Genomic DNA, 25763 nt, shown 5'->3' with positions numbered 1-25763 from the left:
GAAGAAAAGGGTTTAGAACTTAAGGTTACCCTTTTCCATCAGCACCTTGAGGTCTTCAAGGCTCAGTCTTGCATTCTTGTCAAGTTTCTCTTTTGCCACCACGAGATGCTCTTCCTGCTTTTTCTCATCCTTCTCAAGATGGATATCCTCCAGTTTTCCGAGGTAGACACCAAGCTCTTCCCTGAGCTGGGCCATCCTGGTCTTGAGGGGGTCTATCCTTTCCCTCAGAGGTGCAGTGACAGATATCTTTGATGTTATTTCAGAATGTGCAAGATCAGCCTGCTTGCGCAGATCATCCACCTGCTTATAGAGATCGATCATCTCAAGGTGATACTTCTGAGACTGCTCTGCAAGCTCGTGTATCTCGCCTCCAAGGTCTTCCCTGGATGCAAAGACATCTTTTGAGCTTTCATAGGCCTCAACGAGTTTCTTATGGACCTCATTGGCATCAAAAGCCGCATCAAGGCGTTCTTTCATTGCAACGAGCCTGTCAAAGAGGTCCGTCTCATGCTTGAGAGGGATATCTGCATTGAAGAAAGTGTCCAGATCGGCAAAATAAGCCTTTGAAAGCGTTTCCACACTGCCCTTAGAGAGACTGTTCAGGCTGTCACGCTTGCTCTTGAGCTCGGATATCTCGCCCGAGCATTGGCGCTTCTTGTCCTCCACCTCATTCCGGGAAGCCTTGAGCGAGGATATCCTGGCGTTAAGGGAATCCCTCCTGGACTTTGCGTCGCGCGCCTTTGCAACAAGCTCCTTCACTTTTGAATTGAGCTCATCGCGCTTGGTCTTCATCTCATCCATATTGGTACGATGGAGCTTTAACTGCTTGTAGATGGATTTCAGTTCACGGTCAAGATGCCCTATCTGGGTGCGGAGCTCGTCTGCCTTGCCCTTGAGATCTTTCTCTGTCATTGATGAGATGTCGGTCATGATTTCACCTCTGCTTCACCTGGAGCACTTACAGACACCCTCTCCCAGTGGGCAAGCGCTTCCCTGTGACTGTTGATCCGGTTCTCAAGCCATTTGTGTTTCTGCTCAAGTTCACCGAGTTCCTTTTCAGCATCTTCCCGGGCCTGGTCCGGGTTCTCTTCGGGATTCTTCAGGGAGGCAAGTTCAGCATTCGCATCCATGGCCTCGTTTATCCTGCCCCTGAAGGAGTCTACAGCAGCACGGGCTTTTATAAGATTGGAGTGGACTGAGGAAATACTGGCAAAGATAAGATCTGCATGCTTTTTTTCGTCTTCAGGTGAGAGAGTGCCCTTCAGTTTGGGGAATTCCTCTGCAACAAGCTTCAGCTCTTTCTGGACAAGAGGATCGTTGCCATATGACGATCCCATTTCCTCAAGCACCTTCTCGGCCTGATGATAAAATAACTGTCTCTTCTCAGTCAGTACCTCGGTCCTGGTGGCAACGTGCTCCTTTTTCTCCTTGGAGGATGTGATCCTTTCATTTGCTGAACGAACCCTGCCATCGATCTCGCTGAACTGTGCTCCGTAATCATCTAACAGCTTTTTGTGTTTTTCGATCACTTTAGCTATAAGCTCATTCCCGTCATAGGTCTTTAAAGGAACAGTATCGTTCCTATTCTCTGCATCGCTCATAAACCAACCTCACAGCAATTCTATATTCTGAATACCTGGGCATGCGCCACACCATCGATAATCTTCACGCTCGAAGGATCCACAATACCGCATTTAACAGCGCAGGATACGGCCTTATCGCCAAAGAGATTGACATTGCCTGCCTTGGTAATGACCGCCATTACATCATCTTCCGATACGAGGTCTCCCTTATAGAATTCCTCGGATATCGTCACCTTGAGGTTTCCCTCTCTGAGGCTCTTTCCAAGCAGTTCCCTGTCGCATACTGCAACAATAACGCTTTCTCCGGCCTTATGGATCTTAAGATACATAGAATCACATCAATTATACTACTTTTATGTGGTCGTTATCAGGCTTCAGCAGGTCCCCGGAGCGCCTCATTTTCGCTATGAGCTCCTCTGCATGCTGACGGTCTATCTGCTGTGCCTGAGCTTCAGCGAAGACTTCCTCCAGAGGTGCCTTTCCTCCCGGATGCCTGTCACCCACCGCTTTAATGATTTCCTTAATGACTTTAATCTTATCCCTCTGGCTCTTGGTGGTGCCCGAAGCGATAATGTCCACATCCAGAGCACCGGTATCAGGATCGACACCCACCTGCTTAAGACATGAATAGACAATGCGGGTCGTTTTCCTTGCATCATCAAGGGTTGCCACGTTGCTCAGTCTTACCCTGGCACTTGCCTCCGCAAGTCTCACAAGGGCTTCCAGCTGACGCGCTGTCACAGGAACAGGCGAATCCTTGCCTTCACCCATCTTGCGCAGGTCCATATAGAACTTGACCAGGTGCTCACGTGCCGCATCCTCCATTATGGGATAGATGTGTCTTCGTGCATACGCAACATACTTGCGCATGAGCTCAGGGTCGATATCCGGCTTCACTACTTCCATATGCTCGTCCACAAGTTCCTGACTGACCCCACTTGCCGGGATGTTCTTACGCTGCTCGGAAAGCTCGCCGGCGTAATGTGACTTGAGGATATGCTTTGCGATCTTGGTATCCATTTCCTCATTGGGAGTGTCAAGGAGCACAAAGATCATGTCGAACCTGGACATGAGCGCAGGCGGCATGTTTATCTGCTGGGCTATGCCCTCGTACCTGTCAAAACGCCCGTACTTTGGATTTGCGGCACCAAGCAGTGCACACCTGGACTTCAGTGTGGCAAGGATGCCCGCCTTTGCTACACTGATGGTCTGCTGCTCCATGGCCTCGTGCAGCGCACTCTTATCCTCGGAGCTCATCTTGTCCATCTCATCGATCGCAGCTATACCCATATCGGCCATTACAAGGGCACCTGCTTCCAGTGTCCAGCGTCCGTCCCCCAGGTCATCCTTTACCGCCGCTGCGGTCAGACCGCTTGAGGAAGCACTCTTACCTGATGCAAAGACACCCCTGGGAGCGAGCTTTACCATGTAACGCAGCATCTGACTTTTTGCAACACCGGGGTCACCCACGAAAAGCATATGGATGTCACCGCGCACTCTGGATCCATCCGGCAGGTGTTTAGCCACCCCGGAGAAGAGCTGCAGTGAAAGGGCTTCCTTCACGTCCTCATAGCCATAAATGGAAGGAGCTATCGATTTTATTATCTTATGATATATGTCAGGATTGCGGCTTAAAGCTATGATCTGTTCCTCATCCTCAGGACTTATGTCCAGTTCATCGAATTCCTGATCGGTATATTCGATGGAGTTGGCGTGCAGCACCAGATCGTAAAAAGGAGATTTTCCCTCCCTGGTAGTGCGCTGGTGGGAACGGAGCACACCATTGATCACAACGCGGTCACCCGGCTTGACTATACCTGCCAGGTCGTCCTCCGCGTCCACATCCAGGCTCTGGGGCTGCGTGCCTCCCCTGAGGTTCTCGGGAGACTCCTGGACCTGCAGTTTCTGGGCATCAATGAAGACCGACTCATTTATCTCCAGCTTGAAAGGCCCCTTCCTGCCGCATGTATCGTTCTCACATTCCAGGGGTTCCACGAACTTCAGTTCAGTCTGGGGTATCTTCGTAACGTGCTCGCAGCGCATGCATTTGAATGCCGCGTCCACTATCTTGGGGCGGACCTCCGTTGCCTTGCGTATCATGCCCTCGATAGCTACGAGCTGCAGGAGGTGCTTGCTCCTCAGGTCCCTGTTGGGAACCTTGTTGGGTATCCTGACGAAACGGACCTTTGCACTGTCCATTGACTTCTCAATGGGCAGGTCGATGCTCTGGAGCGCATTATCGGCACAGGGCAGAACCTCATCGGGCCGGAGCAGAAGCTCGTCCGCAAGCTCCCTGTCGAATATCTCCAGATCCGAGAAATCAACGTAAATGCTGCGCTGGTCAGGATAATCGTTTGCAAGCTGGAGAATACTGTCCCAATAATATTTTTTCAGAAAAGTCCTGAACTTTTCGTCCCACTTACCTTCAGTCATGTTTTACACAGAATATTATGTTTATAAATCCAAGCCGATGCAAGATGGACCTTAAGTAATATGAATATTTCGAAACACAATTCAGTGTCGTTGGTCTTTGTCAAGGTTGCGCTGAATGCGTCTGACAACACCCCTCAGGGTCTGTACTTCCCGTTCCAGCAACCCCACCCTTCCGAATATTCTCCTCAGCATGAGTTTGGTCTTCTCCTTTTTATGTGCAGGATACCGCATGTCATCAAGCAGCTCGAACAGGTGATCGTAGAAAAGGTGAACATCAAACGCGTCAGCAAGCCTGTTCTCCCCATGTTCGATATTGCTCAGCTCGTAAAGGACCACAGCGACAGCGTGTGACATATTCATCACCGAGTAGACCTCCGAAGTGGGGATCGTCATGATCATATCGCACAGCTTCAGCTCCTCCCTGTTAAAGCCGTGATCCTCCCTGCCAAAGAGCACTGCCACAGTGCCCTGGCTACCCGAGAGGCGGTCCTTCACCTCCCGCGGAGAATAGGCAGGGATCCTAAGATGCCGGTCAAACCTCACACCTGAAATACCGGTGGTCCCTATGACAACACTCGCACCATCAATTGCCTCCCCCAGGGATCCAACAACAGTAGCACCCTGGAGCAGGCTCCACGCATGCGAGGACATTGCCCTTGCTTCTGTTTCCAGTTTACAGGGATTCACAAGTACGAGATCGCTGAAACCGAAATTCATCATGGCACGGGCCACAGAACCGACATTCCCCTGGTAAAGGGGCTCTACAAGCACTACTCTGATATCAGGGGACATGTTTTAAGACTGCTCTGAATTTAGGGCATTCTATAGTGCTGCCTGCATATAAGTGTAATTGGACACTGGATGGAAGACAATGAAAAATATAAACATGAACATGCCCGCATACTTATTCCTTTTTGAAGACCCTGTCGCCTGATGCAGATATATTTAATGCAAATCTTTAAATAATATCGATACTACACTCATGCAAACCATACCGGTTACTTATAAGTAAAAACCACCCCGATTCTGAAAGTATGATAATTATAGTTTATGATATATCAGGAGAAAACTAAATGAGCATGGAGTACTTTGCAGGCGTATCTGACGCCTTAAGACTTACATTCGTGCAGGTTATGATAATGGCTAACCTGTCTATTGGTATTTTTATTATAGGAATGTATATAAACCTGAAAAAATGGGGGATGGGTTCCACAGGCTATGGACAGCAGCCTTCCGGAAGCATCCTTGCATTCCCCAGAATGCTTGTCCAGCAGATGAGCGAACATGCACATGTGCATAATCAATCAGTCTTGGAAACCTTTGTACTTGACATCCTCTTCCAGAGAAGGATATTGAGGAGAAGCCCGCTAAGATGGTTCATGCACTTCACAATATTCGCAGGATGGATGATTCTTTTTGTAATGTCCCTTGCGATGTTCCTTGTGGAAATGATATACATGATTGGTGAGGAAGTAGGATATGCACATTCCCTTCCGGCATTCATGAGCCCAGAAGTGTTCAGGGAAATTCTCTCAGTTCCAAACGACATATTCAGCTACATCCTGCTCACAGGTATAATAATAGCAATATACAGGAGACTGTTCGTTGCCAAGGTAAGGGAATCGACCATTGCTTATGATTCGATCCTTCTCATAGGTCTTACAGTGATCACAATATCAGGATTCGTTGCAGACGGTATCAGAACGGGAAGATTCTGGAGCCTTGGTATCGACGACACTACCCTTGCACCGCCCATGGCCCTGTTCCACGTGGTAATCTCACTGCTCTTCTGTATCGCATATATACCATTCAGCAAATACATACACATGATAGCAATACCGCTTGCACTCCTTGCGAACAAAGGAGGAGAGTAAATAATGGCAAAGCGCAAACCTTCAGTTAATACGGAGAATTTAACAGCCGTCCAGCTCATGGAACTTGACTCCTGCAGCCGCTGCGGAGAATGCGTGAACTGGTGTCCGACTTACGATGCATCGGAACAGGACCCAGGGCTTGCACCAAGAGACAAGATCCTCAGATGGAGAGAGTTCATGAACAAGTCCTACGGCCTGCGTGCAAGGCTCTTCGGACCAAAGGAGATACCGGAAGAAGACATAGAGAAGTTCAAGGATGATGTCTACAAGTGCACGACCTGCGGAATGTGCGCAACAGTGTGCGAGTCCGCCATCAACACCGTCGAACTCTGGGAATCCATGCGCGCAAACCTTGTCAAGCGCGGTAACGGTCCTTTCGGTAAGCAGGGTGCTTTCCTCAAGCTCATAGGACAGTACAAGAACCCGTACATGGAAGACAACAAGAACAGGGTCAACTGGTTCCCGAAAGACGTCAAGGTCGAGGACAAGGCAGAGATCCTCTACTTCGGAGGATGTACAGCCGAACTCAAGCAAAGGAAGCTTGCACTTGCAACAGCACGCCTGCTCAACAAGCTGGGGATCAAGTTCACAATGCTTGGCGAGGATGAGATCTGCTGCGGCTCTGCACTTATCAGGACCGGCCAGTACTTCATCAATGATACAGCAAAGGTGAACGCCCAGAAGAACATCGACAATATCAAGGCCAAGGGCGCAAAGACAGTGCTCTACGCATGCGCCGGCTGCTACAGGGCATCAATGATTGACTGGCCAAGGCTCACCGGACAGAAGCTCCCGTTCAAGGTGGTCCACATCACCCAGTTCCTGCAGGAACTCATCGAAAAGGGCGAGATCAAGTGGGAGAAGTCCATTGACAAGAAGGTCACTTACCACGACCCGTGCCACCTCGGACGCCATGTGGGAGTATTCGAGCCACCAAGGGCAGTGCTCAGGGCAATCCCTGGCATCGAACTTGTCGAAATGGACAGGATAGAAGAGAACCAGCGCTGCTGCGGAGCCGGCGGCGGTGTGAAAGCAGGTGTCCCGGACCTTGCACTCGGTGTTGCTTCAACGCGTGTTGAAGATGCACTTGCAACAAAGGCAGACCTCCTCTCAAGCGCATGTCCGTTCTGTAAGAGGAACCTCAGCGACGGAAGGGACGCCATCGGCGCAAAGCAGCTTGAAGTAGAGGATGTCGTAGTTCTTGCTGCCCAGGCAATGGGAATAGACCTCAGCGATGCACCAGAGTGATCCCGGGGTCACTCTAACTTTTTTTATAGTAAACGCTGAGGATAATCTAAATATAGTCATTTTCTTTATTCTGCTTACTTATGGAAATCCCGTACGAGATATTAGGAAAGTTCTTTGTTACCATTGCATTGCTTGCAATAGCAGGCATACTGGTTGCACTCATCCTGGGAGTGTACAGCTTCAACAAGCACAGGATACTCTTTCCAAACTTCGTCCTTTTGATACTTTACATGTTCTACGGCCCGGCCAAATTCATCTGCAGCATTTTCAGTATAAAGGAAACACTTGTTGATGAGATACTGGTCGAGGTGCGCAATGCGGTGATGCTTGAGAAGTTCAGGAACACAAAAGGTAAGCGGGTAATATTCCTGCCTCAATGCATGCGCCATCCAAAATGCAAGGCCCGCTGCGATCCCATAATCGGATATGAATGCAGGATGTGCGGCCTTTGCGATATCGGAACTATCTGCAAAGCTGCCAAAGAACACCACTTCGAAGTGTATGTGATACCTGGTGGCAGTTTTGTCAAGAAGATCATTAAGACCCAGCAGCCTGATAGTTGCATCGGAGTGGCCTGCTATCCCGAGCTCTCGGAGTCGATGCAGGGAGCTTCACCTTTCATGGTAGTCCAAGGCGTTTCCCTCGTACGAGACGGTTGTTTCGATACAAAGGTGGATGTTGAAGAGGTCATCAGGAAAATGGAGGAATGCGATGTATAGGCTTCTTGGGGAGATCATAACAGTCCTGATCCTCATTTCAGTGGTCCTGGCAGCTATCGCCCTTGCGGTCAGCAGGCTGAGCGTGAACAGGAATGTATGGCTTGCAGGCTTCTTTGCCGGGGTGCTTGATTTCTTCTACCTGCCCCTTAAGTTCTTCTTTTTCAGGCTGTCGGATACAAAGGTCCTTGATAAATGGATGGTCTCCCTGAAGAACATAGCAAATGAGAACAAATTCGCAAAAACGAAGAACCGCATGATAATAGCACCTCACTGTATGCGTTTCCTGGAATGCCCTGCATCATCCGCAAGGACCGGGATCCAGTGCATCTCCTGTGGAAAGTGCGTGTTCGCAAAACTGAAGGAAGACGCTGCAAGGTTTGGATACAGGCTTTACATTGTAACAGGCTCCTCATTCGTGAAGCATGTTATCAAAGAGGAGAATTACGACGGTGCACTTCTGATAGCATGTGACTACGAGCTTAACAAGGTCATGATGGGACTTAAGGGAAAGAACATCGTGACATACGGCATCCCCATGTCCAATGACGGGTGCTTCAATACGGGAGTCGAGTACTGGAAAGTACTTCAGGCACTGGAAATGTTCTCGGACAAATCCAATCACTGATCCGGAGAAACAGCATGTATGACCTTATAATAGTAGGTGGCGGCCCTTCCGGCTCCGCTGCAGCCAGAATAGCAGGAAAGAAAGGCCTGAAAACCTTACTGATCGAAAAGGCAGCATTCCCAAGGTACAAACCCTGCGGAGGCGCCCTTTCCGAACATGCCATCTCATTCCTGGACTTCGAGCTTCCTGGAGAGCTTATCGAAAGAGAGATCTTCGGGGCCAGGATCTGCTTCCGCGATAAGGTCATCGAGCGTTCAAAGGATTACCGCCTCTCTGTTATTGTAAGCCGCAGCAAGCTTGATCATTTCCTTCTCGAGAAAGCCAGGGAAACAGGTATCGGAGTTCTTAACGGGGAGAAGGTCATAGACATTAAGGAAAGCGAGGACTGTGTTACAGTAAGGACTGCAAAAGCCTCCTATGAGTCCAGATACCTTATCCTGGCAACGGGCTCCCAGGGAACACTGAAGGAACTGGTCCGTAAGAAGGATGAAAAAAAGGAATATGGCGTATGCATGGTCACAGAGATACCTGAGGCCAACGAGACTATTGACAGGTACATCAGCAATGCAGTAGAACTGCGCTTCGGAGTTGCAGGAATGGGATACGGGTGGATATTCCCGCATGAGAGGCATTATTCCGTCGGTACGGGTGGGCTTGCAAGCCTGCTGCCTGACCCGAGAGGCACAATGAAGCAATACCTGCAGGATAACAACTTTAATGGCAATTACAAACTCAATGGCCATGTCATCCCCTGTGGCGGATACAAAAGGAAGCTTGTGAACAGGAGAATGATGCTCGTAGGAGATGCAGCCGGGTTTGTTGACGCTTTTACAGGAGAAGGTCTTGCCTATGCCATAAGGTCAGGACAGATAGCGGGAGAGGTCGTGGCAGATGCACTGGCCTCAGGTGAAGGACCGGCAAGCCTTAAAGGCTATGAGGACAAATGCCATTCCGAATTTGGGAAGCATCTCAGGTATTCCCTTTATTTTGCCAGCATCATGCACCGTTTTCCTGAAAGGGCCTTCAGCATATTTACCCGGGAAGCCAGTGTCGTTGACAGGTTCCTTGAAGTGGTTGCGTTCAGGATGGACTACAGACAGTATATGAAGTGGCTAATCATTAATTTCAAGCCGCGCTGGTTTCTCAAAAGAAAAAGTGTGGAATTTGAGTGAGTGAGGAGAATAAGCTCCCTTCTGTTGATGCAGCACACCATCCTGCCTGGCGGGACAGTGCGCTCTTTTAGAGCTGCATTGGCGGCATTCGGCTAAGCGTCATTTACCGAGGGATGGTCTGAACACCATTTATCCCTCTCCGACTTGCACCCACGAGGATTCGCCGTTCCATCCGCATTCCATGCGACCTCAGCCTTCCGGCATCACTGCATTGACATGGCGCGGTATCGTTTCTGTGCCAGCATGCAGGATCTGCATGAGTTGCATTGCAACTGCCCGGGCTCTCGCCCGGTGCCCTTCACAGGCACTCGTGTATTCAGATGGTGGGGAGACTTTCCTCAGGCCAGAGGCCCGGCGGCCGCCCTTCCTCTCTCACGGAATAAAACTAAGTCCCATGATATGATATAAAGCTATCCATGCATGTAAAATAGATAACAGGCCCTAATAATAAATGAATGGCCCTGTGGAAAACTGCGATCCAACAGAGCAGTCCGGCAACATTTATTACTGAGCAGGTCCCACTTATTTATTGGTGGTTAGACGAGATACAACAGATACCTGATGATAGGAGTTATCCTGCTCACTGCGATCGTTCTTATTCTGACTGCCGAGGCATATGTCATATTCCACCCATTATCCGGCCACATACCATCAGGAAGTCCGAACGATATAGAAACGGGATATATCAGCATGGTCGTGGGTATACTCCTTCCCTCTGCAGCAGCAGGGCTCTATATAATAGCAAAACAGAAAAAGGATGAGGCCACTGACAGCTAGTTCAAAGTTTCAGGACACCACAGCCGCAGCCACGCCTTATAAGGAAATCCATCTTGGATTTGATCTCATCCTGATGGAAATCAGAAAGCAGATCATACTCTTCCTTATGTTTATCCATTATGTGCTGGAACATTTTCTCCTTCACGGTTTCCGGATCATTGTCAATGACTATGAAATCGTCGTTGAAGCCAAGGTCCCTGCATTTCATTATAATGACGATGTTAAAACCTCCCGATGAAAAATAGATGCTAATCACTTATTAACCTTGTTCAGCTTGAACAAAATGAGAAGATAGTGTTTTCACACTACCTGTTAAAGGAAGAATGAAGCACCTATCAGTATGAACAGGACACCGGCAATGGTGGATATGGTTTTCTTGTCCACCTTCCCCATGACCATCTTTCCGAGATAAACAGCCGTGGCAGAGAGAATGAACAGTGCCGCTATTACTCCGATGAACACAAGCAGCGGATTATACTGTGTGGCAAACAGGGCTGCTGCAAGCTGTGTCTTATCTCCCATCTCAGCAAGAAGGATAAGCCAGAACCCTGACATGAAAGGGCTTTTAAGTTCATAGGAGCCTTCCTCTTCATTCTTATTCCTGTTATGAAGGGTCATCAAACCGAATATAATGAACATCAGGCCCGCACCTATGCGTACATAGTCCATAGGAATTCTCTGGGAGATGTAATTACCGAAGAGTATGGCTATCCCGTCAGTAAGGATAAAAGCCAGCATCACACCTGCCAGTAGTGATGCATACCTGCGGGTCTTGGTGGAAAGGACCAGTACGGCAAGCTGGGTCTTATCACCGAGTTCCGCAAGTCCCACCAGAAGGAAAGGGAGCAATATATCCTGTATCATGCATATGCACTAGCCTTTATGGGATATTAAATTTGCTCAGAAATGTCATGGAATACTTAAATTTACCCTGAGACTAAGGAAATCAGTTTCCCTGTAAATATAAAAGAATGTTATGGTTAATAACAAAAGTACTATATATACATATCAACTAACCGATATCCGGTTACTCGTAGAAAGAAGGAAGGAAAAAGTGTGAACGAAACTGGCACGGTAGAAAGCAGGGTCCTTAAGTACGCAGACAAGGAGAAGATCACAAGCGGAGTTCCCCAGCTTGACGGAATACTTCAGTCATACCGTCTTGGAGACAACGTGGTATGGGAAGTGGAGGAGCTTGAAGACTACAGGTATTTTGCGGGTAAGCTCATCCGCCAGGCCATCAGCTCGGGATCTAAGTGCGTCTACGTGAGATTCGCGCCTCACGACCCTATCCTTGAGCCAATGGAAGGACTCGATATAGTAAAGATAGACCCCGGAAACGGTTTTGACTTTTTCAGCAGTCAGGTCCACAGGACAATAGAACATTATGGCGAGAAGGTCTACTATGTATTTGATAACCTTTCCTCGCTCATGGTGGAGTGGGCTACCGACGAACTGGTGGCCAACTTCTTTAAAGCCACATGCCCCTACCTGTTCGAACTTGAAACCATAGGCTATTTCTGCCTCACACGCGGGAAGCACAGTCATTCCACCGTGGCAAGCATCAGGGAAACAACACAGGTACTTCTTGATTACTATCATATAGGTGACAGGGCATACATCCATCCGCTGAAGGTCTATGACCGCTACTCACAGAGCATGTTCCTGCCCCACGTGGTCACCGGGGAGAACTGGGAGCCCATATTCGACAGCGGGAAGGCTGCCAGCATATCTTCTATCGATCGCAGGAAAGTCATCCGCATGGGAAGCCGTGGTACGGCCCCCTGGGATACCGTGTATACGAAGCTCAAGTTCCATTATGAGATGGGGATACTTGACACGATTCCTGATCCTGAGCTTACGGCGCTCAGGCAGGAGCTCTCAAGGATGATCATAGGCGAACACCCCCGTTTCAATCGCCTTGCAGATATATATCTCACGCTTGAGGACCTGCTCGGCATAAGGGACAGGATGATAGGCTCCGGGCGCATCGGAGGAAAGGCCGTGGGAATGTTGCTGTCACGCAATATAGTCCTCAACAGCGACAGGAAGGAGGAGTTCTCAGAGATAATCGAGGCGCATGATTCGTTCTACATTGGCTCTGATGTCTTCTTCACTTTCATGATAAACAACGACCTGTTCCGTCTCAAGGTCCGCCTGTCCGATAGCTCAAGCATGACCAAGGATGAGTTCGAGGAAGTCGAAAAGAGGTTCCTGGAAGGAAAGTTCCCCGAAGAGATAATGGAGCAGTTCAAGGATCTGATGGACTACTTCGGACAGGCGCCCATCATAGTCCGGTCGAGCAGCCTGCAGGAAGACAGTTACGGGAACGCATTCGCGGGCAAGTACAGGAGCGAGTTCTGCGCCAACCAGGGAAGCCCGGAAGAGCGCCTGGAAGCATTCATGCATGCGGTCAAGCTTGTATATGCCAGCGCCCTCAACCCGGATGCCCTTGCATACCGCAGGACCAGGGGGCTGCACTACCATGATGAGCAAATGGCAATACTGGTGCAGCGTGTGTCCGGTATGTCCTACAGACAATACTTCTTCCCGGCGCTTGCAGGAGTTGCTTTCTCAAAGAACCTGTTCCGCTGGACAAAGCGCATAGACCCCGAGAAAGGCCTGATCAGACTTGTCTTTGGACTTGGGACGCGCTCCGTGGATCGTGTTGGCAGGGATTATCCCCGGATGATAGCGGTCAGCCATCCGGCACTTCGCCCTGAGACCGGCTCGAAGCTGATAAAATACTCGCAGTGGGATGTGGATGTTCTGGATCTCGATGCGAAAGACCTCATAACCATACCCTTCTACGACCTTGTCAGCCGCTGTGATTATCCCAACCTCAGGATGTTTGTATCTGTCATGAACGACGGATATCTTACTGACCCCTATACCAATACCATTGACTGTTCACAGGAAGTAGTGCTCACATTCAATAACCTGATAAAGAACACAAGATTTGTCGATATCATGGGACAGATACTCAGGATCGTGGAGGAAGTCTATGAACAGCCTGTAGACATCGAGTTCACGGCATCCCTCGATCAAAAGGGAAACGTGAGGATAAACATAGTCCAGTGCAGGCCCATGACAACTCCCGGAAGCGATGAGAACATAGAGATCCCGGACAATATAAAGGACGAGAACATACTTTTCAGGTCCGGCATGCTGATAAACCAGGGAAAGGTGGAAAATGTGGAATACATAGTGTACATCGACCCCCAGGCATATGAAGCAGCGGACATGGACCTGAAGCGATCCATCGGACGTGTCGTGGGGCGCATAAATGAGAAGATAGGCGGCATGGGATCAGAGTTCATACTCATGGGCCCGGGCAGATGGGGCAGCAGCAATATTGAGCTTGGAGTGAATGCGACATACAGCGAGATAGAACACACATCACTGCTGGTGGAGATCGCACGTGAGAAAGCGGGCCATACCCCGGAGGTCTCCTACGGGACCCATTTCTTCCAGGACATCGTTGAAGAGGAGATCATCTACATGCCTGTTTACCCGGATGCGAAGGGGTCGAAGTTCAATGAGGCCTTCTTCAGGGATTCCAGGAACATGCTTACAGACATACTGCCGGACCATGAGGGATTCAGCCATGTGGTCAAGGTTATCAACGTCCGCGAGGCATCGTTCGGGGCTCATGCCGTAGTGATCGCAAACCTCTATGAACAGGATGCAGTGTGCTACCTTGAGAAACCTGCAGTTGGCAGAACGTGGAAACTGGATAAACTGAAAGGTCAGTGGCAGTAAAAAGAAAACATGAAAAAGTGGTATTAATCGACGAACTTAATACCAACATCCTTCATGTGGTTGCGTATAGCCACATTGACAAGAAGCGGGGTGATCGACTCCACCATGGAGGAAGTTTCAATGGGGCCGATATCCATGGGCCGCATTCCCGGGATATCCCTGACAAGGCCAAAGACGATATTCTTTGAGTGCATGCTGTTACCGCACACGCCGACATCGTAATTTAGCTCGATGTCAAGATTGGCAAGCTTGGCTGCAGGGACATTGTGGAAAGCAGATACCAGTTCGGTTCTTTCCGGCAGCAGAGGAGCTATCTCCTGTGCGGCGCTTCCGGCAGGAGGAGTGACATAACAGAAGTAGTCTGCCTTGTAGTCTTCTCTGGAGTTTGTCGGTATTTCCAGAGGGACTCCTTCAGGAACAATGATACAGCGATCCTTTTCCATGGGAACGACCACGGATATGACTATCTTGCCTTCAAGTCCCGGTTTGATCTGCTCTATGGTGGAAGCTATCTGCCCGTACCTGATGGCAAGGAGCACGACGTCGGCCTCTGAGGCTGCCTTTTCATTGACATCACCGCTTATGTCTGCCTTGAAGCCATAGTCCTTCAATATGCCGTTGTATTCTGCTGCCTTGGCCCGGGCTTTTTCCTGCTCCCTTGAACCCACTATCACCTGGTGTTTCTGTCCCCACCTGAGGGCAAAACCTTTACCTATGCTGCCTGTACCGCCGATTATTGCAATCTTCATGATAATCCCATCAACAACAATACAACTGATATGAACGGTCCGACCTAAAAATGGAAGGATCTATATGGTCTGTGAATGCAGACCATATAAATGTTACTGGTTGTATTGCAGGATTGGATCCAAGAAGGATCAGATCCATCCACGGTCTTTCATTGCAACTACAACGCGCTCAATAGCAACAACGTAAGCAGCAGTCCTCATGTCAATGTTGTATTTCTGGGATGCTGCATACACTGCCTTGTATGCCTCGGTCATCTTCCTGTCCAGACGGGTGTGGACCCTGATCTCACTCCAGTAGTACATGTAGAAGTTCTGGACCATCTCGAAGTATGATACTGTTACTCCACCTGCGTTACAGAGGAAGTCAGGAATTACATGGACACCCTTCTGGAAGAGGATCTCGTCTGCTGCAGGAGTGGTTGGGCCGTTTGCCAGTTCTGCGACGATCTTGGCGTTGACCTTGTGTGCGTTCTTCTCAGTTATGACGTTCTCAAGAGCTGCAGGGATGAGCACGTCCACATTGAGTTCAAGGATGGCCTCGTTGCTGATCGGGGTGGTGTTTGCAAGGCCTGCGACAGATCCGGTCTTTACCTTATGCTGGTTTGCAGCCTCAGGGTCAATACCGTCCATGTTCATGATGCCGCCTCTGCTGTCACTCATAGCGACGATCTTGCAGCCGAACATTTCCTTTGCGAGCTTTGCTGCGTAGTATCCGGCGTTTCCGTATCCCTGGATCGCGATCTTTGCGTCCTTGAGTTCGATCCCGAGCACTTTGGCTGCCTCACGGACAGTGTAGAGACCTCCTCTTGCGGTTGCGTCTCCCCTGCCGAGTGAGCCGCCCATTGTAAGGGGCTTACCTGTGACTACGCCAGGCTGGTTGAATGTGGATATCTTTGAGAACTCGTCAACCATCCATGCCATGATCTTGGGGTTGGTGTACACATCAGGTGCAGGAACGTCCTTCCTGGGGCCGATGATCTGGGAGATGCTTGCGATATACTTGCGGCTGAGGCGCTCAAGTTCGCCATCGGACATCTCCTTGGGGTTACAGATAACTCCTCCCTTGCCTCCGCCAAGTGGAATGTCTACAACTGCGCACTTCCATGTCATCCATGCTGCAAGTGCCCTTACGGTGTCGATATTCTCTTCAGGGTGGAACCTGATACCGCCCTTTGTAGGACCTCTGGCGTCGTTGTACTGTATCCTGAAACCTTCAAACACCTTGATGGTACCATCATCCATACGGACGGGAAGGGTGACGCGCAGTTCGCGCATCGGGTGCCTGAGCATTTCATGTACGCTTTCATCCAGCCCAAGAATTGCAGCGCATTTTGCTAACTGCTTTCTTGAATTTTCAAATGGGTTTTCTGTGGACATTGGTCTACCTCTTTACATGCGATATATATATGTTGAAATAAGGTGATTAGTAACCGACTTCTAAGTATAAGACGCTTTCTATGCGCATTCCTGTCACACGGGAAATTAAATAAGGAGGTAGATGATGTTTTTAGCAATCTTCAGACAGAGAAAATGCTTTGGATCATGGGGAAGATTGCATGCCTGCTACCGGCAAAAGCTTACAGAGCAGCAGGTACATCAATCAGTCCTCTTCCTCCAGATACTGGATAATATCATTCACAGTAAGTTCCCCTCTTGCAACACGCAACACCGAGGGATAAATATAAGCGCAGTCATAGATCTTGCTCCAGCGTTCCTCACCCACAATGTTCACCAGATCGGCCATTACCTTTCCACATCTTGGACAGTACCTGTTCTCGCTTTCTACTCCGCAAACAACACACTTCATATGAAAACCCCCGCAGCAATGGGCTGCTAAGTTTAAAGTGTGCGGCAATACTATTTAACAGTGACCTGTTCAGGATAGATTTTGACAGGTTTTACAGAAAGAGGGCTACAGAGATGGAATACCTATTCCGGGCGAGCTTCAGCGTCATATTAATATCAAAACGCTCATTACTGAGCAGCATAATACAATAACATTAACGAGGTAAAGCGTGCCTGATAAACCATTCGATCTGAAAGTGGGATACGTGTCCTTTAGGAATCCCATCGCACTGGCCCCAATGGGCGGTATGACTGACAGCAAGTTCGCAAACCAGTATGCTTCTGATGCAGGACTTGTGATACTCGGAGGGTACAACCTGGACCCCGGAACACAGGAAGCTGCTTCAAAGATGCTTGCCAGAGGAAGAGAGGAGTTCATATCAGAGAATCCACTCAGGCTCATAGAAGAAGAGATCGGGGCAGTAAAAAGCGGTGCAGTTATTGGCATCAATGTCAGGAGCACAAGTATTGGACCTCTGATTGAAGCTGCAACTGCTATCAAGAACATGGGTGCCATTCTTGAGCTGGACGCCCACTGCAGGCAGGAGGAAATGACAGATACAGGCGCCGGCCAGGCACTGCTCAATGATATACCCAGGCTGACCGAATGGATCTCAAAGATCAGAGGAACGGGTGTCGTGCTCTCCGTAAAGATACGGGGAAACGTGGTAGAGGATATCATGCTGGTGAAAGCGATCGAGAGAGCAGGAGCGGACATACTGCACCTCGATGCAATGAAAGCAGGCCAGGGAGCCGACCTCAAACTCATCAAGGAGATACGCGATTCAACACGCATGTTCCTCATATGCAATAATTCTGTCACCGGCACTGAGGATGCAAAAGAGATGTTCTCAAGGGGGGCAGACATGGTCTCTGTTGCAAGGGGAGTGCTGGAGGATCCAGGACTCATCAGCAGCCTTGTCAGGGATATATCCGCCGTCCAGAGGGACATGGGATGGTACAACGCACCCAAGCATGTGTGCAGGGGCGAGGGTGACCTGCGAGGGCTTACATTCTGCTGCCTGCCTGTGAAGTCATGCCCCGTGCACAGTAACATAAAGAAGCTGGGGCTGACCCCGCAGCAATTCGCAGACATCAAGATGGACTTTGCAAAGGGGACCATGCTTGAATACGGAGACAGCACATGTTTTGGGAGCCTCGTGTGGTGCTGCAAGATATCCAAACCCTGCTTCCTCAGGGACGGAGTGCTGGAAACCCTGGGGCTTTCGGACGCAGAGTACATGCGCCTCAAAAAAGAACTTGGAGACTACATCATTGAGCAGGCCAGGAAGTCCTCAAGCGGTCCTAAGAACTGAGGATAACCCCGTGTTAACCGCCAGCATGGGAAAGTTCGGACTTGCATCATACATTGCGCGCTGCACCCAGCTTGCGATGTGCCTGGAAGTCTCAGCATCCCCCAAACCCGGCAACATCGACAGGCAGGATGATTATGAGGATACCCGCTACGAGCATTTCCTTGCATCTGCTGTGAGCATATACCCGGTGATAGAGGAGGCCTCGGGAAGAGAATACGGCATTGGGAGAGCTATAAAAGATGCCGTAACAGAGAGCACAGGATGGCAGAAGGGCGGCAATACCCATTTTGGCGCAATCATACTACTTGTACCGCTTGCCATGGCTGCCGGGAAGATACTTGCCGGGAAAGATACATTCGCTATCAGCGAACTGACGACATGCGCCCATGAGATCGTAAAGGGAACGTGCGTGGAGGATGCTGTGGATTTTTACAGTTGCTTTGAAACCGCCGGTGTGCGTGTCAATCCAGCGGAGGAGTACGACCTACGGGATAGCAGCGCCGCAGGAGAACTCCTGGAAAAAAACGTGAGTCTTTACGATCTTATGGAGATTGCCAGGGGTTATGACATGATAGCAAATGAATGGACCTCAGGCTTCCCCAGGTGTGCGGAGTGTGCGGAAATGATCATTAAGGGCATGAATGGGAGGATTACTCCCGGACCTGGTGCCGATATCAATGACGTTATTGTGTACACCTTCCTGCATATCCTGTCCGGGAACGAGGACACATTCATCACCACAAAGTTCGATGCCCGGACTGCAAACTATGTATCCGGGCATGCCGGATCCATAATCGAGAAGATGAAGAATTTAAGAGAGCTGCATAAAATATATAATAATGGACATGAGTTTGATGCTGTAAGGCCACTGATAAAGGAGATGGACAGGGAACTCCTGGAAAGGAAGATAAACCCGGGGTCCACTGCCGATATAGTAATCGCGGGCCTGTTCATTTCATTGCTCGGAGGGCTCAGGTACTAATGCTGGAAAAGGATTTCGATCTGGATGATTTCGGGATATGCGACGGGATATGTGAGACCATTGTAACTACATGCAATGGCTGGACCCCGAATGCAGCACCTATGGGCATTATCCGCAGAAAGGACAAGCTCTATGTCAGGCTCTTCAAGGGTTCGAGCACATACGAGAACGTACTTGCTGGAAAATTCCTGGTCGCAAACATCAGCTATGACCCCATGCTTTTTGCACTATCAACATTCTCCGACCTGGAGGATTCCGCATTTGAGCAAACAGTCCATGAGAACTATACAATGTACCCTTTGAGAGAAGCACTGAGCTGGGTTGCCTTTGAGTGCATGAACATCAAAATAACATCAGAAGCATTGGTTGCCGAACTTGTGCCGGTCCATGCCCGTATGAACACATGCAGGGTAAAAGCCCCTAACAGAGGCTTCTACGGGGTTATAGAGGCCTGCATCCATGCAACCAGATACCAGCTTACAGGCGATGAGAAATATCTCAAGCTCATCAAGGCATATGGTGACATTGTGGAAAAATGTGGAGGGGATGTCGAAAAAGATGCTTTGAAGAAGGTATATGAATTCCTATGAGGAAAAGACCCTGTATTCTAAGTATTCCTTCCATATTTATTTCTTCATCAACCTGACCATGCGCTTTTTAGCCTTCTTCATGTGGCCTGCAAACATCTGTTTGACCACAAAGGAAGGAGGGGTTTTGCATCCACCGGCGCGTGTCTTGCCCTGGCGTATGGCATCCAGGACGGCTTCCACGCTCCTTTCGGAGACATCCACTTCTGCATAGGACCTGCCAACCATCGCAGCTTCATGTGCATCACTGCCGCCCACCTGCGGAATGCCCAGCTTTTCTGCAGCTTCACGGGCCTTATTGTTAGGACCATCCGTCAGGCAGCGGGAATTGATAACCTCCACGGCATCTACGGCAAGTCCCTCCACATATCCTATCCCGTGGGAAGTCATTTTGAAAGGATGAGGGAGGATAAGCACAGCACCCTGCGCCCGTGCCCTTCTTATCGTCTCCTCCGGGCTTAATCCGGCTTCAATCCTTTCTTTAACGCCAAGGACCAGAATATGTCCTTCAGATGTGCTTACTTCGATACCGGGAATGACTATCTGGCCGGAGCCTGTTTCCCTTGCTCTCCGGACACACGCCATACCACCTTCAATGGAATCATGGTCGCATATAGCAAACCCATCGAGCCCGTTCCTTGATGCATGCTCAAGGATATCGTCGAGGCTTGCATTGCTGTCCTTGGAAAAATGAGAATGTACATGGAGATCGAATCGCATGCTAGCATTTAAGAGTCCGAAAGTTATAAGTATTTTTATCTCAGCCGGACAATGGCTTTAAAAAAGAGGTTTAAGCGAACGGGAAGATAGAAGTTTTGGTTGGTTGGGTGGTTGGATAGGATTGGTGGTACATAGAGAAATTACCCGTTCGCAAGGATACAAACAACATTATGGCATATATATCTTGCGCATTGATCCCATTTCAGACTAAGGAACCATTGCATGTTCTTTCGCAAACGAGCGCGCCTTGTTTATCACACCATCCCTGGCTTCAAGGTCAATATCGATCGAATCCCCGTAAGAGATGCTGTGCACCACTCCTTCCTTGAACAGCCAGGCAGTCATGGACATGCCTTCCTCAGACAGCGGCAGGGAAATACTGATCCTTTCCCACCTGGGCAGGTGCCTGCGCAGCTCCTCTTTCAGGGCATCCAGGCCAACGCCTGTCCTGGCAGAGACTGCAACCGGGTTTGGCGCAAGGTACCCCAGGGCGAGCATACGCCCATCCAGTTCTTCCTGGCTAAGCATGTCGGTTTTATTGAAGACCGTGACTATCTCCACCTCCTGAAGTTGCTCCCACATGGTCTCATGCGCTACAAGGAGCTTCCTGCGGATGGTCTCCGGAGGCTCAGCGGAATCCACAACCAGAAGGACCACGTCGGCAAGGAATATCTCATTGAGCGTGGAGCGGAACGCATCCACCATCCAGTGAGGCAGATCCTCGATAAAGCCCACGGTATCTGTCAGCAGGACGCTCCTGCCCTCCACGTCAAGCGACCTTGTCGTGGGTACGAGGGTCGTGAACATCATGTCCTTTACCATGACATCTTCCTTTACAAGGGAATTGAAGAGTGTGCTTTTACCTGCATTTGTGTAGCCTGCGAGGGCCACAAGTGCAAAGCCTTTGGCATGCCTCAGCCTGCGCAGGGAATCCCTGTCCTTCTCCATGCTTTCCAGTTCATCCCTGATACGGTTGATCCTGTTTCTCACATCCTGGGCATATGAGTTCTCATAACCTCCCAGGCCCATGAAACCAGGCCTCTCTTCTTTCTTGAGGATTGAAATGACAGCCTTCGCCCTGGGGAGCTCGTACTCGAGCCTTGCAAGCTCCACCTGCAGCTTGGAGCGGTGGGTTGTGGCCCGCGTTGCGAATATTTCGAGGATTAGCTGGAACTTGTCGATGACCTCCCGCCTGCATGTCTCCGATAGATTGTATATCTGCATGGTGGTAAGCGGGTTATGGAAGATGACCTTCTCCGCATCCATGTCCCGGACCTGCAGCGCCAGCTCCTCGGCTTTTCCCCTGCCTATCTGGTAGCGGTGATCAGGATGTCTTGTCTGCACTATCTCGCCCACTACAGTGTAACCTGCTGAATGGGCAAGTTCCCTCAACTCTGACAACTGGAGCTCATTCTTGCGCTCGTCACTGCGGGGGTCGTTCCTCTTTACCAGTATGGCTCGTTTCATAGGTAATGGAATATCTGTGCTCAATGTATAAGGTATTAGAGGTCAAGCTCCCGGAGAAGAAGACGCCTGGCACTCAGGGATATATGATGTGCGAGCTCCATGCAGCGCCTTTCGCTAAGTGATTCCTCGTACTTGAAATTGCCTGAGAACATACTGTCCACAAGCCACTGGGGCTTATTGAACATATCGCCGGGTTCCGTGACGATAGTTCCACTGAAACCTATCTCTGAGACCGTTTCCTCCATCATGCGTACCACTGACGGGACATCGGGTGGGGACTCACTCCTGAAGGAACGTACATTGACCTGGTTGACCTTCTCTATATGGTCTGCAGTGACCGATGCTGCCACTGCCGCGCAGACCATCAGGTAGTATCCGTCGAGCTTATGCCGGCCTGAGATATCCACGGCTATTATATCAAACATCTTTTGAAGGTAGAGACACTATCTTATATAAGCATAAGTATGACACCGCATGATGAAACCGCCTGCAGCTTTTAAACGGTGCTTGCTGATAAGCTACATCTTTATCCTGCCGATATCGACATAGGCGATTGTGTCCCTGTCCTCTACAGCATAGAGCATCCTCTTCCTGACGCTGTTGGCAAGCCTGACGGCCCTGGACATTACAGGCAGCATGAACACATGGTCCCAGGGAATCGCATGTATAAGGTATTCCGAGTGTGGCATCTTCCCCGTGAGACTGACCTGAGAGTATACCCTGAAGTGAGTACCGAACTTGAACCCTGTCTTTGGCACAAGTCCGCTGTCCCGCAGATTGGCATAAGCTTTGTACTTGCGCAGGAAATCAGGCTCGATGGATGAAGCCACAACCGAGAAGCCATCAATATCAAGGAAACCAGCAGTATCACTGCTTCCAATGCTGATAAGACCGCGTTGCATAAGATATGCGGACTCCACCAGGGACAACTGCAGGCGCTCATCGTCAAGCGGCTTGCCATAAAATCCATCTAGGTGGAGGTGCTGCGAGGAAGATGCATCCCACACGATCACGCGGTCTTCAAGCAGGGTAGCCCTGATAAGATCCCCCTGGGAGGAGATGGCCGGCATTGCGCCCTTTACGTTCACCTTTTTGACCTCATAATACGTCAGGTCGCTTTCCTCATCCACTATCGCCAGCACCATCTGTTTGTGAACGTTGTCGGCTGCATTGAGGGATGTGAAAAGGTCAGGAAGCGGCATGGGTATGCGCTCGGACCTCACATAGACAAAACTCCTGGCAGGAGTCTTTCCGGGATGACCTCCTCTCGGATATACCCTGAAATCCGTCACACTGGGCTGCACATAGAAGCCCCTCTCCCGTAGATCCTTATAAACGATATATTTCAGCTCGAAGTACTGCTGCATTTTTGAAGCTTCGGTGAAGAACTCCTCGAACCCAAGAATCCTGCCATTGAGCTCGATATCCAGTTTCTTCTTGTAAAGGAGATACGCAGCTTCAATAAGGGTCAGTTCGAGGGTATCACCTTTGGGGCGGCCGTAATATCCTGTGTTATAGAGCTCATTTATTGCCTGCTTGGCTGCGAGGACACGGTCCTTTACGAGTCTGCCTATCAAAAATGTCACCTGTGGAATTGGAAAATAGATACAGGGTTGAGATATAGGACAAGCTATTTAACAATAGTGGAGTGAGGATCACAGGTCGCTATTTATGAGATCTGCCGTTACAGCTTTTTTACATAAGCTTCTATTGTATCCAGATATGATAAAATAAAAAAGAAGGAGGATGATAAACTATTGGGGGAAAACATTATCCATTTACTGGATCATTGGAATAAAAGGAGATATCAAGATGACAGAAGACCCATTGGAGATAATAAAGAATGCAGATCCCGAACTGTCCGAACTGATAGGCAAGGGCCGCGCAGCCGCATTTAATGATAGCGGCATCCCTCTTAAGTATAAATTCCTGATCGCCATGGCCCTGGACGCAGCCGAGGGTGCAGCCGACGGGGTCAGGGTGCTTGCAATGCAGGCCCTGAGCCAGGGAGCAACAAAGGAAGAGGTCATGGAAGCCGTAAGGATAGCCCACTACATTTGCGGAGTGGGTAGTGTCTATACCGCGGCACGTGGGCTCAAAGATGTACTTTAAGTGAACTTGATGCTGATGATACAATGCCCGTAGCAATACCGGTAAAACCAGGCTGCTACACCGAAGAGATGCAGGCAATCCGCACGATCCCGGCCGTGGACACTTCGATCACCGCTTTTGTAGGATATACTCCAAAGGGAGAGGCAGATAAAGCCGTCACTGTCTCCGGCTTTGGGGAGTATGAGCGCTTGTTCGGAGGAACGGATCCTGACAGCAAGCTAAGCTATGCTATCAGGCTCTTCTTCCAGAACGGAGGCAGGCAGGCCTATGTGGTGCGTGTTGCAAAAGCAGCAAAGGCTTCCACAAAATACACCATGCTCCGCCCCATTCCAGGCAGCACTCTGCCCGGTGCAAAGGAGATCATCGGATCGCAGGAGAGCAGGACAGGCATGTATGCGCTCCTTGATGCTGATATATTCAACCTGCTGGTGATCCCGGACACTGCAAGACTGCCCGAAGACGAAGCAAAGAGTGTCATTGAGTCCGCTGTCAGGCTCTGCGAACAAAGGCGGGCCTTTTATCTGGCAGACCCGGATCCCTCAAAGAAACCTCCAGATATCGCAGGCTGGACATCTTTCATTACCAGCAGGAACGCTGCCGTGTTCTTCCCTCAGGCCAGGGTGGCGGACCCTCCTGACCCTGCCGGACCCATATCCGTACCTGTGTCCGGTGCTGTTGCCGGGGTGTTTGCCCGCACGGATGCCGAGAGAGGTGTCTGGAAAGCTGCTGCAGGAACAGGCGCTGTTGTAAACGGCATTATGGGACCGGCCCATGATCTTAATGAATTTCAGGTAAATCAGCTGAACCAGTCAGCCATCAATTGCATGCGCCTGCTTCCGGGAGCAGGGACAGTTGTATGGGGCGCCCGCACAAGGGAATCGGCCTTTGATCAGGCCTCGGAGTGGAAATATATACCCGTGCGCAGGCTTGCACTGTTCATCGAGGAGAGTATCTCCAGGGGCACCCGCTGGACGATCTACGAGCCTAACGGGCAGACACTATGGGCCCGGATACGCAGTGAAACGGACAATTTCCTGTACAGGCTGTTCCTGCAGGGAGCGTTCCAGGGAAGGACAAAACAGGAAGCCTATTTTGTGAAATGCGATGCTGAAACAGTTACGCAAAATGATATTGATAATGGGAGTGTAAACATCATGATAGGATTCGCACCTCTCAGGCCTGCCGAATTTGTAGTGATAAGGGTGAGCCAGAAAGCAGGGCAGGATCCTACGGGTTGAGCAGCCATATGTAATAGTTCAGCAGGGCTGCGAAAGATACCCATGCAAGGTAGGGCAAGAGCAGCAGTCCTGCAGTTATTGATATCCTGTAGAACCGCCACGTAGTGGCTGCAATGGCGAGCCAGAGGAATACGATCCCGACAAGCCCCAGCAGAGGCGAGCGCATGCCGAAGAACAGCACCGACCAGAGGAAATTGAGGAACAGCTGAAGCCCGAACACGCCCATCGCCAGCCTCACATCGCGACGGCCCCAACCCTTATTCCAGACAAGGTACAGGGAGATGCCCATGAGCAGAAAAAGGATGGTCCATACCACCGGGAATGCCCAGTCCGGAGGCACAAAGGAAGGCTTTTCGAGGGCCGCATACCATGCGGGGATTGCCGGACCTGTGAATATGGCCCCGAGCAGGCCTGCAAGCTGACATACCACAAGAGATGCGATCAGCTTTTTCCAGTCAATGTCCCTGAGATCCAGACATGTCACCCGATATAATTCTGACTGTTTGCTATATAAGTTTCCCGGAAAAGTTATTAGCAGGTAAAAGCCAATTGTT

The 25763-nt window shown here is 49.9% G+C and carries 27 protein-coding genes and 1 other RNA gene; 12 read left to right on the top strand and 16 right to left on the bottom strand.

Annotated elements, in window-relative coordinates; translation table 11 throughout:
• Positions 1-12: 12 nt before the first annotated feature.
• From PV02_RS03360 to PV02_RS03340, 5 genes are all read right to left on the bottom strand, one after another.
• Positions 13-930, bottom strand: coding sequence for a coiled-coil protein (locus tag PV02_RS03360; protein ID WP_256621946.1), 918 nt, complete (start codon positions 928-930; stop codon positions 13-15).
• The gene (locus PV02_RS03355; protein WP_256621945.1) at positions 927-1601 is read right to left on the bottom strand and encodes a hypothetical protein; all 675 of its coding nucleotides are present in this window, start codon (positions 1599-1601) and stop codon (positions 927-929) included. The genes PV02_RS03360 and PV02_RS03355 overlap by 4 nt, the downstream gene beginning before the upstream one ends.
• Positions 1602-1621: 20 nt before the next feature.
• On the bottom strand, positions 1622-1912 hold the full coding sequence (locus PV02_RS03350) for a DUF424 domain-containing protein (protein ID WP_256621944.1): 291 nt from the start codon (positions 1910-1912) through the stop codon (positions 1622-1624).
• Positions 1913-1925: 13 nt separating this feature from the next.
• A complete protein-coding gene (locus PV02_RS03345) occupies positions 1926-4016 on the bottom strand; it encodes a minichromosome maintenance protein MCM (protein ID WP_256621943.1) in 2091 nt (696 codons plus the stop codon).
• 81 nt (positions 4017-4097) lie between these two features.
• The gene (locus PV02_RS03340; protein ID WP_256621942.1) at positions 4098-4808 is read right to left on the bottom strand and encodes an RNA methyltransferase; all 711 of its coding nucleotides are present in this window, start codon (positions 4806-4808) and stop codon (positions 4098-4100) included.
• Between the two features lie 287 nt (positions 4809-5095).
• Here PV02_RS03340 and PV02_RS03335 point away from each other — a divergent pair, with 287 nt between their 5' ends.
• From PV02_RS03335 to PV02_RS03315, 5 genes are all read left to right on the top strand, one after another.
• The gene (locus PV02_RS03335; protein WP_256622154.1) at positions 5096-5890 is read left to right on the top strand and encodes a disulfide reductase; all 795 of its coding nucleotides are present in this window, start codon (positions 5096-5098) and stop codon (positions 5888-5890) included.
• Between the two features lie 3 nt (positions 5891-5893).
• On the top strand, positions 5894-7138 hold the full coding sequence (locus PV02_RS03330) for a (Fe-S)-binding protein (RefSeq protein ID WP_256621941.1): 1245 nt from the start codon (positions 5894-5896) through the stop codon (positions 7136-7138).
• Positions 7139-7218: 80 nt separating this feature from the next.
• Positions 7219-7857: a DUF116 domain-containing protein gene (locus PV02_RS03325; RefSeq protein WP_256621940.1), complete on the top strand. Its 639-nt coding sequence runs from the start codon at positions 7219-7221 to the stop codon at positions 7855-7857.
• Positions 7850-8482 carry a DUF116 domain-containing protein gene (locus PV02_RS03320; RefSeq protein WP_256621939.1) on the top strand — a complete coding sequence of 211 codons (633 nt, stop codon included), beginning with the start codon at positions 7850-7852 and terminating at the stop codon, positions 8480-8482. Before PV02_RS03325 ends, PV02_RS03320 begins: the two co-directional genes overlap by 8 nt.
• A 14-nt stretch (positions 8483-8496) precedes the next feature.
• Positions 8497-9654 (top strand): geranylgeranyl reductase family protein, encoded by a 1158-nt coding sequence (locus PV02_RS03315; protein WP_256621938.1) that lies wholly within the window; start codon positions 8497-8499, stop codon positions 9652-9654.
• Here PV02_RS03315 and rnpB read toward each other — a convergent pair.
• Positions 9653-10028, bottom strand: an RNA gene (gene rnpB / locus PV02_RS03310) — RNase P RNA component. The two genes, PV02_RS03315 and rnpB, sit on opposite strands and share 2 nt — an antisense overlap.
• A 187-nt stretch (positions 10029-10215) precedes the next feature.
• On the opposite strand from rnpB, the gene PV02_RS03305 reads away from it, so the two are divergent.
• Entirely contained in the window at positions 10216-10431 is a 216-nt protein-coding gene (locus PV02_RS03305) for a hypothetical protein (protein WP_256621937.1), read from the top strand.
• A gap of 1 nt (position 10432) precedes the next feature.
• Here PV02_RS03305 and PV02_RS03300 read toward each other — a convergent pair whose 3' ends face one another.
• Both PV02_RS03300 and PV02_RS03295 read right to left on the bottom strand, forming a co-directional pair.
• Positions 10433-10687, bottom strand: a complete 255-nt coding sequence (locus PV02_RS03300; protein ID WP_256621936.1) for a hypothetical protein — start codon at positions 10685-10687, stop codon at positions 10433-10435.
• Between the two features lie 56 nt (positions 10688-10743).
• Positions 10744-11295 (bottom strand): TMEM165/GDT1 family protein, encoded by a 552-nt coding sequence (locus PV02_RS03295; protein WP_256621935.1) that lies wholly within the window; start codon positions 11293-11295, stop codon positions 10744-10746.
• 192 nt (positions 11296-11487) lie between these two features.
• Between PV02_RS03295 and PV02_RS03290 the strand changes: the two genes are divergently transcribed.
• On the top strand, positions 11488-14193 hold the full coding sequence (locus tag PV02_RS03290) for a PEP/pyruvate-binding domain-containing protein (protein WP_256621934.1): 2706 nt from the start codon (positions 11488-11490) through the stop codon (positions 14191-14193).
• Between the two features lie 23 nt (positions 14194-14216).
• Here PV02_RS03290 and npdG read toward each other — a convergent pair whose 3' ends face one another.
• The 3 genes from npdG to PV02_RS03275 form a co-directional block, all read right to left on the bottom strand.
• Positions 14217-14942: an NADPH-dependent F420 reductase gene (gene npdG / locus PV02_RS03285; protein ID WP_256621933.1), complete on the bottom strand. Its 726-nt coding sequence runs from the start codon at positions 14940-14942 to the stop codon at positions 14217-14219.
• A gap of 129 nt (positions 14943-15071) precedes the next feature.
• Positions 15072-16319, bottom strand: coding sequence for a Glu/Leu/Phe/Val family dehydrogenase (locus PV02_RS03280; RefSeq protein ID WP_256621932.1), 1248 nt, complete (start codon positions 16317-16319; stop codon positions 15072-15074).
• A 223-nt stretch (positions 16320-16542) separates the two neighbouring features.
• The gene (locus PV02_RS03275) at positions 16543-16749 is read right to left on the bottom strand and encodes a hypothetical protein (RefSeq protein WP_256621931.1); all 207 of its coding nucleotides are present in this window, start codon (positions 16747-16749) and stop codon (positions 16543-16545) included.
• Positions 16750-16957: 208 nt separating this feature from the next.
• Between PV02_RS03275 and PV02_RS03270 the strand changes: the two genes are divergently transcribed.
• From PV02_RS03270 to PV02_RS03260, 3 genes are read left to right on the top strand one after another with little or no spacing between them, the layout of a single operon-like run.
• Positions 16958-18103, top strand: coding sequence for a methanogenesis marker 9 domain-containing protein (locus PV02_RS03270; protein ID WP_256621930.1), 1146 nt, complete (start codon positions 16958-16960; stop codon positions 18101-18103).
• A 10-nt stretch (positions 18104-18113) separates the two neighbouring features.
• Positions 18114-19085 carry a triphosphoribosyl-dephospho-CoA synthase gene (locus PV02_RS03265; RefSeq protein WP_256621929.1) on the top strand — a complete coding sequence of 324 codons (972 nt, stop codon included), beginning with the start codon at positions 18114-18116 and terminating at the stop codon, positions 19083-19085.
• Complete coding sequence (locus PV02_RS03260; protein ID WP_256621928.1) at positions 19085-19675, top strand: DUF447 domain-containing protein; 591 nt, start codon at positions 19085-19087, stop codon at positions 19673-19675. Before PV02_RS03265 ends, PV02_RS03260 begins: the two co-directional genes overlap by 1 nt.
• A gap of 36 nt (positions 19676-19711) precedes the next feature.
• Here the strand turns inward: PV02_RS03260 and PV02_RS03255 are convergent, their stop codons facing one another.
• The 4 genes from PV02_RS03255 to endA all read right to left on the bottom strand — a co-directional run bounded on the left by PV02_RS03255 (position 19712) and on the right by endA (position 23436).
• Positions 19712-20392: a CehA/McbA family metallohydrolase gene (locus PV02_RS03255; protein WP_256621927.1), complete on the bottom strand. Its 681-nt coding sequence runs from the start codon at positions 20390-20392 to the stop codon at positions 19712-19714.
• 207 nt (positions 20393-20599) lie between these two features.
• Positions 20600-21859 (bottom strand): GTPase HflX, encoded by a 1260-nt coding sequence (hflX, locus tag PV02_RS03250; RefSeq protein ID WP_256621926.1) that lies wholly within the window; start codon positions 21857-21859, stop codon positions 20600-20602.
• A gap of 35 nt (positions 21860-21894) precedes the next feature.
• A complete protein-coding gene (locus tag PV02_RS03245) occupies positions 21895-22284 on the bottom strand; it encodes a DUF2209 domain-containing protein (RefSeq protein WP_256621925.1) in 390 nt (129 codons plus the stop codon).
• A gap of 93 nt (positions 22285-22377) precedes the next feature.
• A complete protein-coding gene (gene endA, locus PV02_RS03240) occupies positions 22378-23436 on the bottom strand; it encodes a tRNA-intron lyase (protein WP_256621924.1) in 1059 nt (352 codons plus the stop codon).
• 235 nt (positions 23437-23671) lie between these two features.
• Here endA and PV02_RS03235 point away from each other — a divergent pair, with 235 nt between their 5' ends.
• Entirely contained in the window at positions 23672-23971 is a 300-nt protein-coding gene (locus PV02_RS03235; protein WP_256621923.1) for a carboxymuconolactone decarboxylase family protein, read from the top strand.
• Between the two features lie 23 nt (positions 23972-23994).
• A complete protein-coding gene (locus PV02_RS03230) occupies positions 23995-25209 on the top strand; it encodes a phage tail sheath family protein (RefSeq protein ID WP_256621922.1) in 1215 nt (404 codons plus the stop codon).
• On the opposite strand, the gene PV02_RS03225 is transcribed toward PV02_RS03230, so the two are convergent.
• Positions 25199-25693, bottom strand: a complete 495-nt coding sequence (locus PV02_RS03225; RefSeq protein ID WP_256621921.1) for a TspO/MBR family protein — start codon at positions 25691-25693, stop codon at positions 25199-25201. The genes PV02_RS03230 and PV02_RS03225 overlap by 11 nt on opposite strands.
• Between the last annotated feature and the right edge of the window lie 70 nt (positions 25694-25763).

It is taken from the genome of Methanolobus chelungpuianus (assembly GCF_024500045.1).
GTDB lineage: Archaea > Halobacteriota > Methanosarcinia > Methanosarcinales > Methanosarcinaceae > Methanolobus > Methanolobus chelungpuianus.
Note: the sequence above shows the minus strand (reverse complement) of the source record. Positions and strands in the feature narration are given on the sequence as shown.

What these genes read in the sequence shown, in the direction of transcription:
- PV02_RS03315 (WP_256621938.1), top strand. Translation starts at nt 8,497, where the DNA reads ATGTATGACCTTATAATAGTAGGTGGCGGCCCTTCCGGCTCCGCTGCA.
- PV02_RS03330 (WP_256621941.1), top strand. Translation starts at nt 5,894, where the DNA reads ATGGCAAAGCGCAAACCTTCAGTTAATACGGAGAATTTAACAGCCGTC.
- PV02_RS03325 (WP_256621940.1), top strand. Translation starts at nt 7,219, where the DNA reads ATGGAAATCCCGTACGAGATATTAGGAAAGTTCTTTGTTACCATTGCA.
- PV02_RS03280 (WP_256621932.1), bottom strand. Translation starts at nt 16,319, where the DNA reads ATGTCCACAGAAAACCCATTTGAAAATTCAAGAAAGCAGTTAGCAAAA.
- PV02_RS03355 (WP_256621945.1), bottom strand. Translation starts at nt 1,601, where the DNA reads ATGAGCGATGCAGAGAATAGGAACGATACTGTTCCTTTAAAGACCTAT.
- PV02_RS03255 (WP_256621927.1), bottom strand. Translation starts at nt 20,392, where the DNA reads ATGCGATTCGATCTCCATGTACATTCTCATTTTTCCAAGGACAGCAAT.
- PV02_RS03260 (WP_256621928.1), top strand. Translation starts at nt 19,085, where the DNA reads ATGCTGGAAAAGGATTTCGATCTGGATGATTTCGGGATATGCGACGGG.
- PV02_RS03235 (WP_256621923.1), top strand. Translation starts at nt 23,672, where the DNA reads ATGACAGAAGACCCATTGGAGATAATAAAGAATGCAGATCCCGAACTG.
- npdG (WP_256621933.1), bottom strand. Translation starts at nt 14,942, where the DNA reads ATGAAGATTGCAATAATCGGCGGTACAGGCAGCATAGGTAAAGGTTTT.
- hflX (WP_256621926.1), bottom strand. Translation starts at nt 21,859, where the DNA reads ATGAAACGAGCCATACTGGTAAAGAGGAACGACCCCCGCAGTGACGAG.
- PV02_RS03320 (WP_256621939.1), top strand. Translation starts at nt 7,850, where the DNA reads ATGTATAGGCTTCTTGGGGAGATCATAACAGTCCTGATCCTCATTTCA.
- PV02_RS03305 (WP_256621937.1), top strand. Translation starts at nt 10,216, where the DNA reads ATGATAGGAGTTATCCTGCTCACTGCGATCGTTCTTATTCTGACTGCC.
- PV02_RS03340 (WP_256621942.1), bottom strand. Translation starts at nt 4,808, where the DNA reads ATGTCCCCTGATATCAGAGTAGTGCTTGTAGAGCCCCTTTACCAGGGG.
- PV02_RS03230 (WP_256621922.1), top strand. Translation starts at nt 23,995, where the DNA reads ATGCCCGTAGCAATACCGGTAAAACCAGGCTGCTACACCGAAGAGATG.
- PV02_RS03245 (WP_256621925.1), bottom strand. Translation starts at nt 22,284, where the DNA reads ATGTTTGATATAATAGCCGTGGATATCTCAGGCCGGCATAAGCTCGAC.
- PV02_RS03295 (WP_256621935.1), bottom strand. Translation starts at nt 11,295, where the DNA reads ATGATACAGGATATATTGCTCCCTTTCCTTCTGGTGGGACTTGCGGAA.
- PV02_RS03275 (WP_256621931.1), bottom strand. Translation starts at nt 16,749, where the DNA reads ATGAAGTGTGTTGTTTGCGGAGTAGAAAGCGAGAACAGGTACTGTCCA.
- PV02_RS03345 (WP_256621943.1), bottom strand. Translation starts at nt 4,016, where the DNA reads ATGACTGAAGGTAAGTGGGACGAAAAGTTCAGGACTTTTCTGAAAAAA.
- PV02_RS03360 (WP_256621946.1), bottom strand. Translation starts at nt 930, where the DNA reads ATGACCGACATCTCATCAATGACAGAGAAAGATCTCAAGGGCAAGGCA.
- PV02_RS03350 (WP_256621944.1), bottom strand. Translation starts at nt 1,912, where the DNA reads ATGTATCTTAAGATCCATAAGGCCGGAGAAAGCGTTATTGTTGCAGTA.
- PV02_RS03335 (WP_256622154.1), top strand. Translation starts at nt 5,096, where the DNA reads ATGGAGTACTTTGCAGGCGTATCTGACGCCTTAAGACTTACATTCGTG.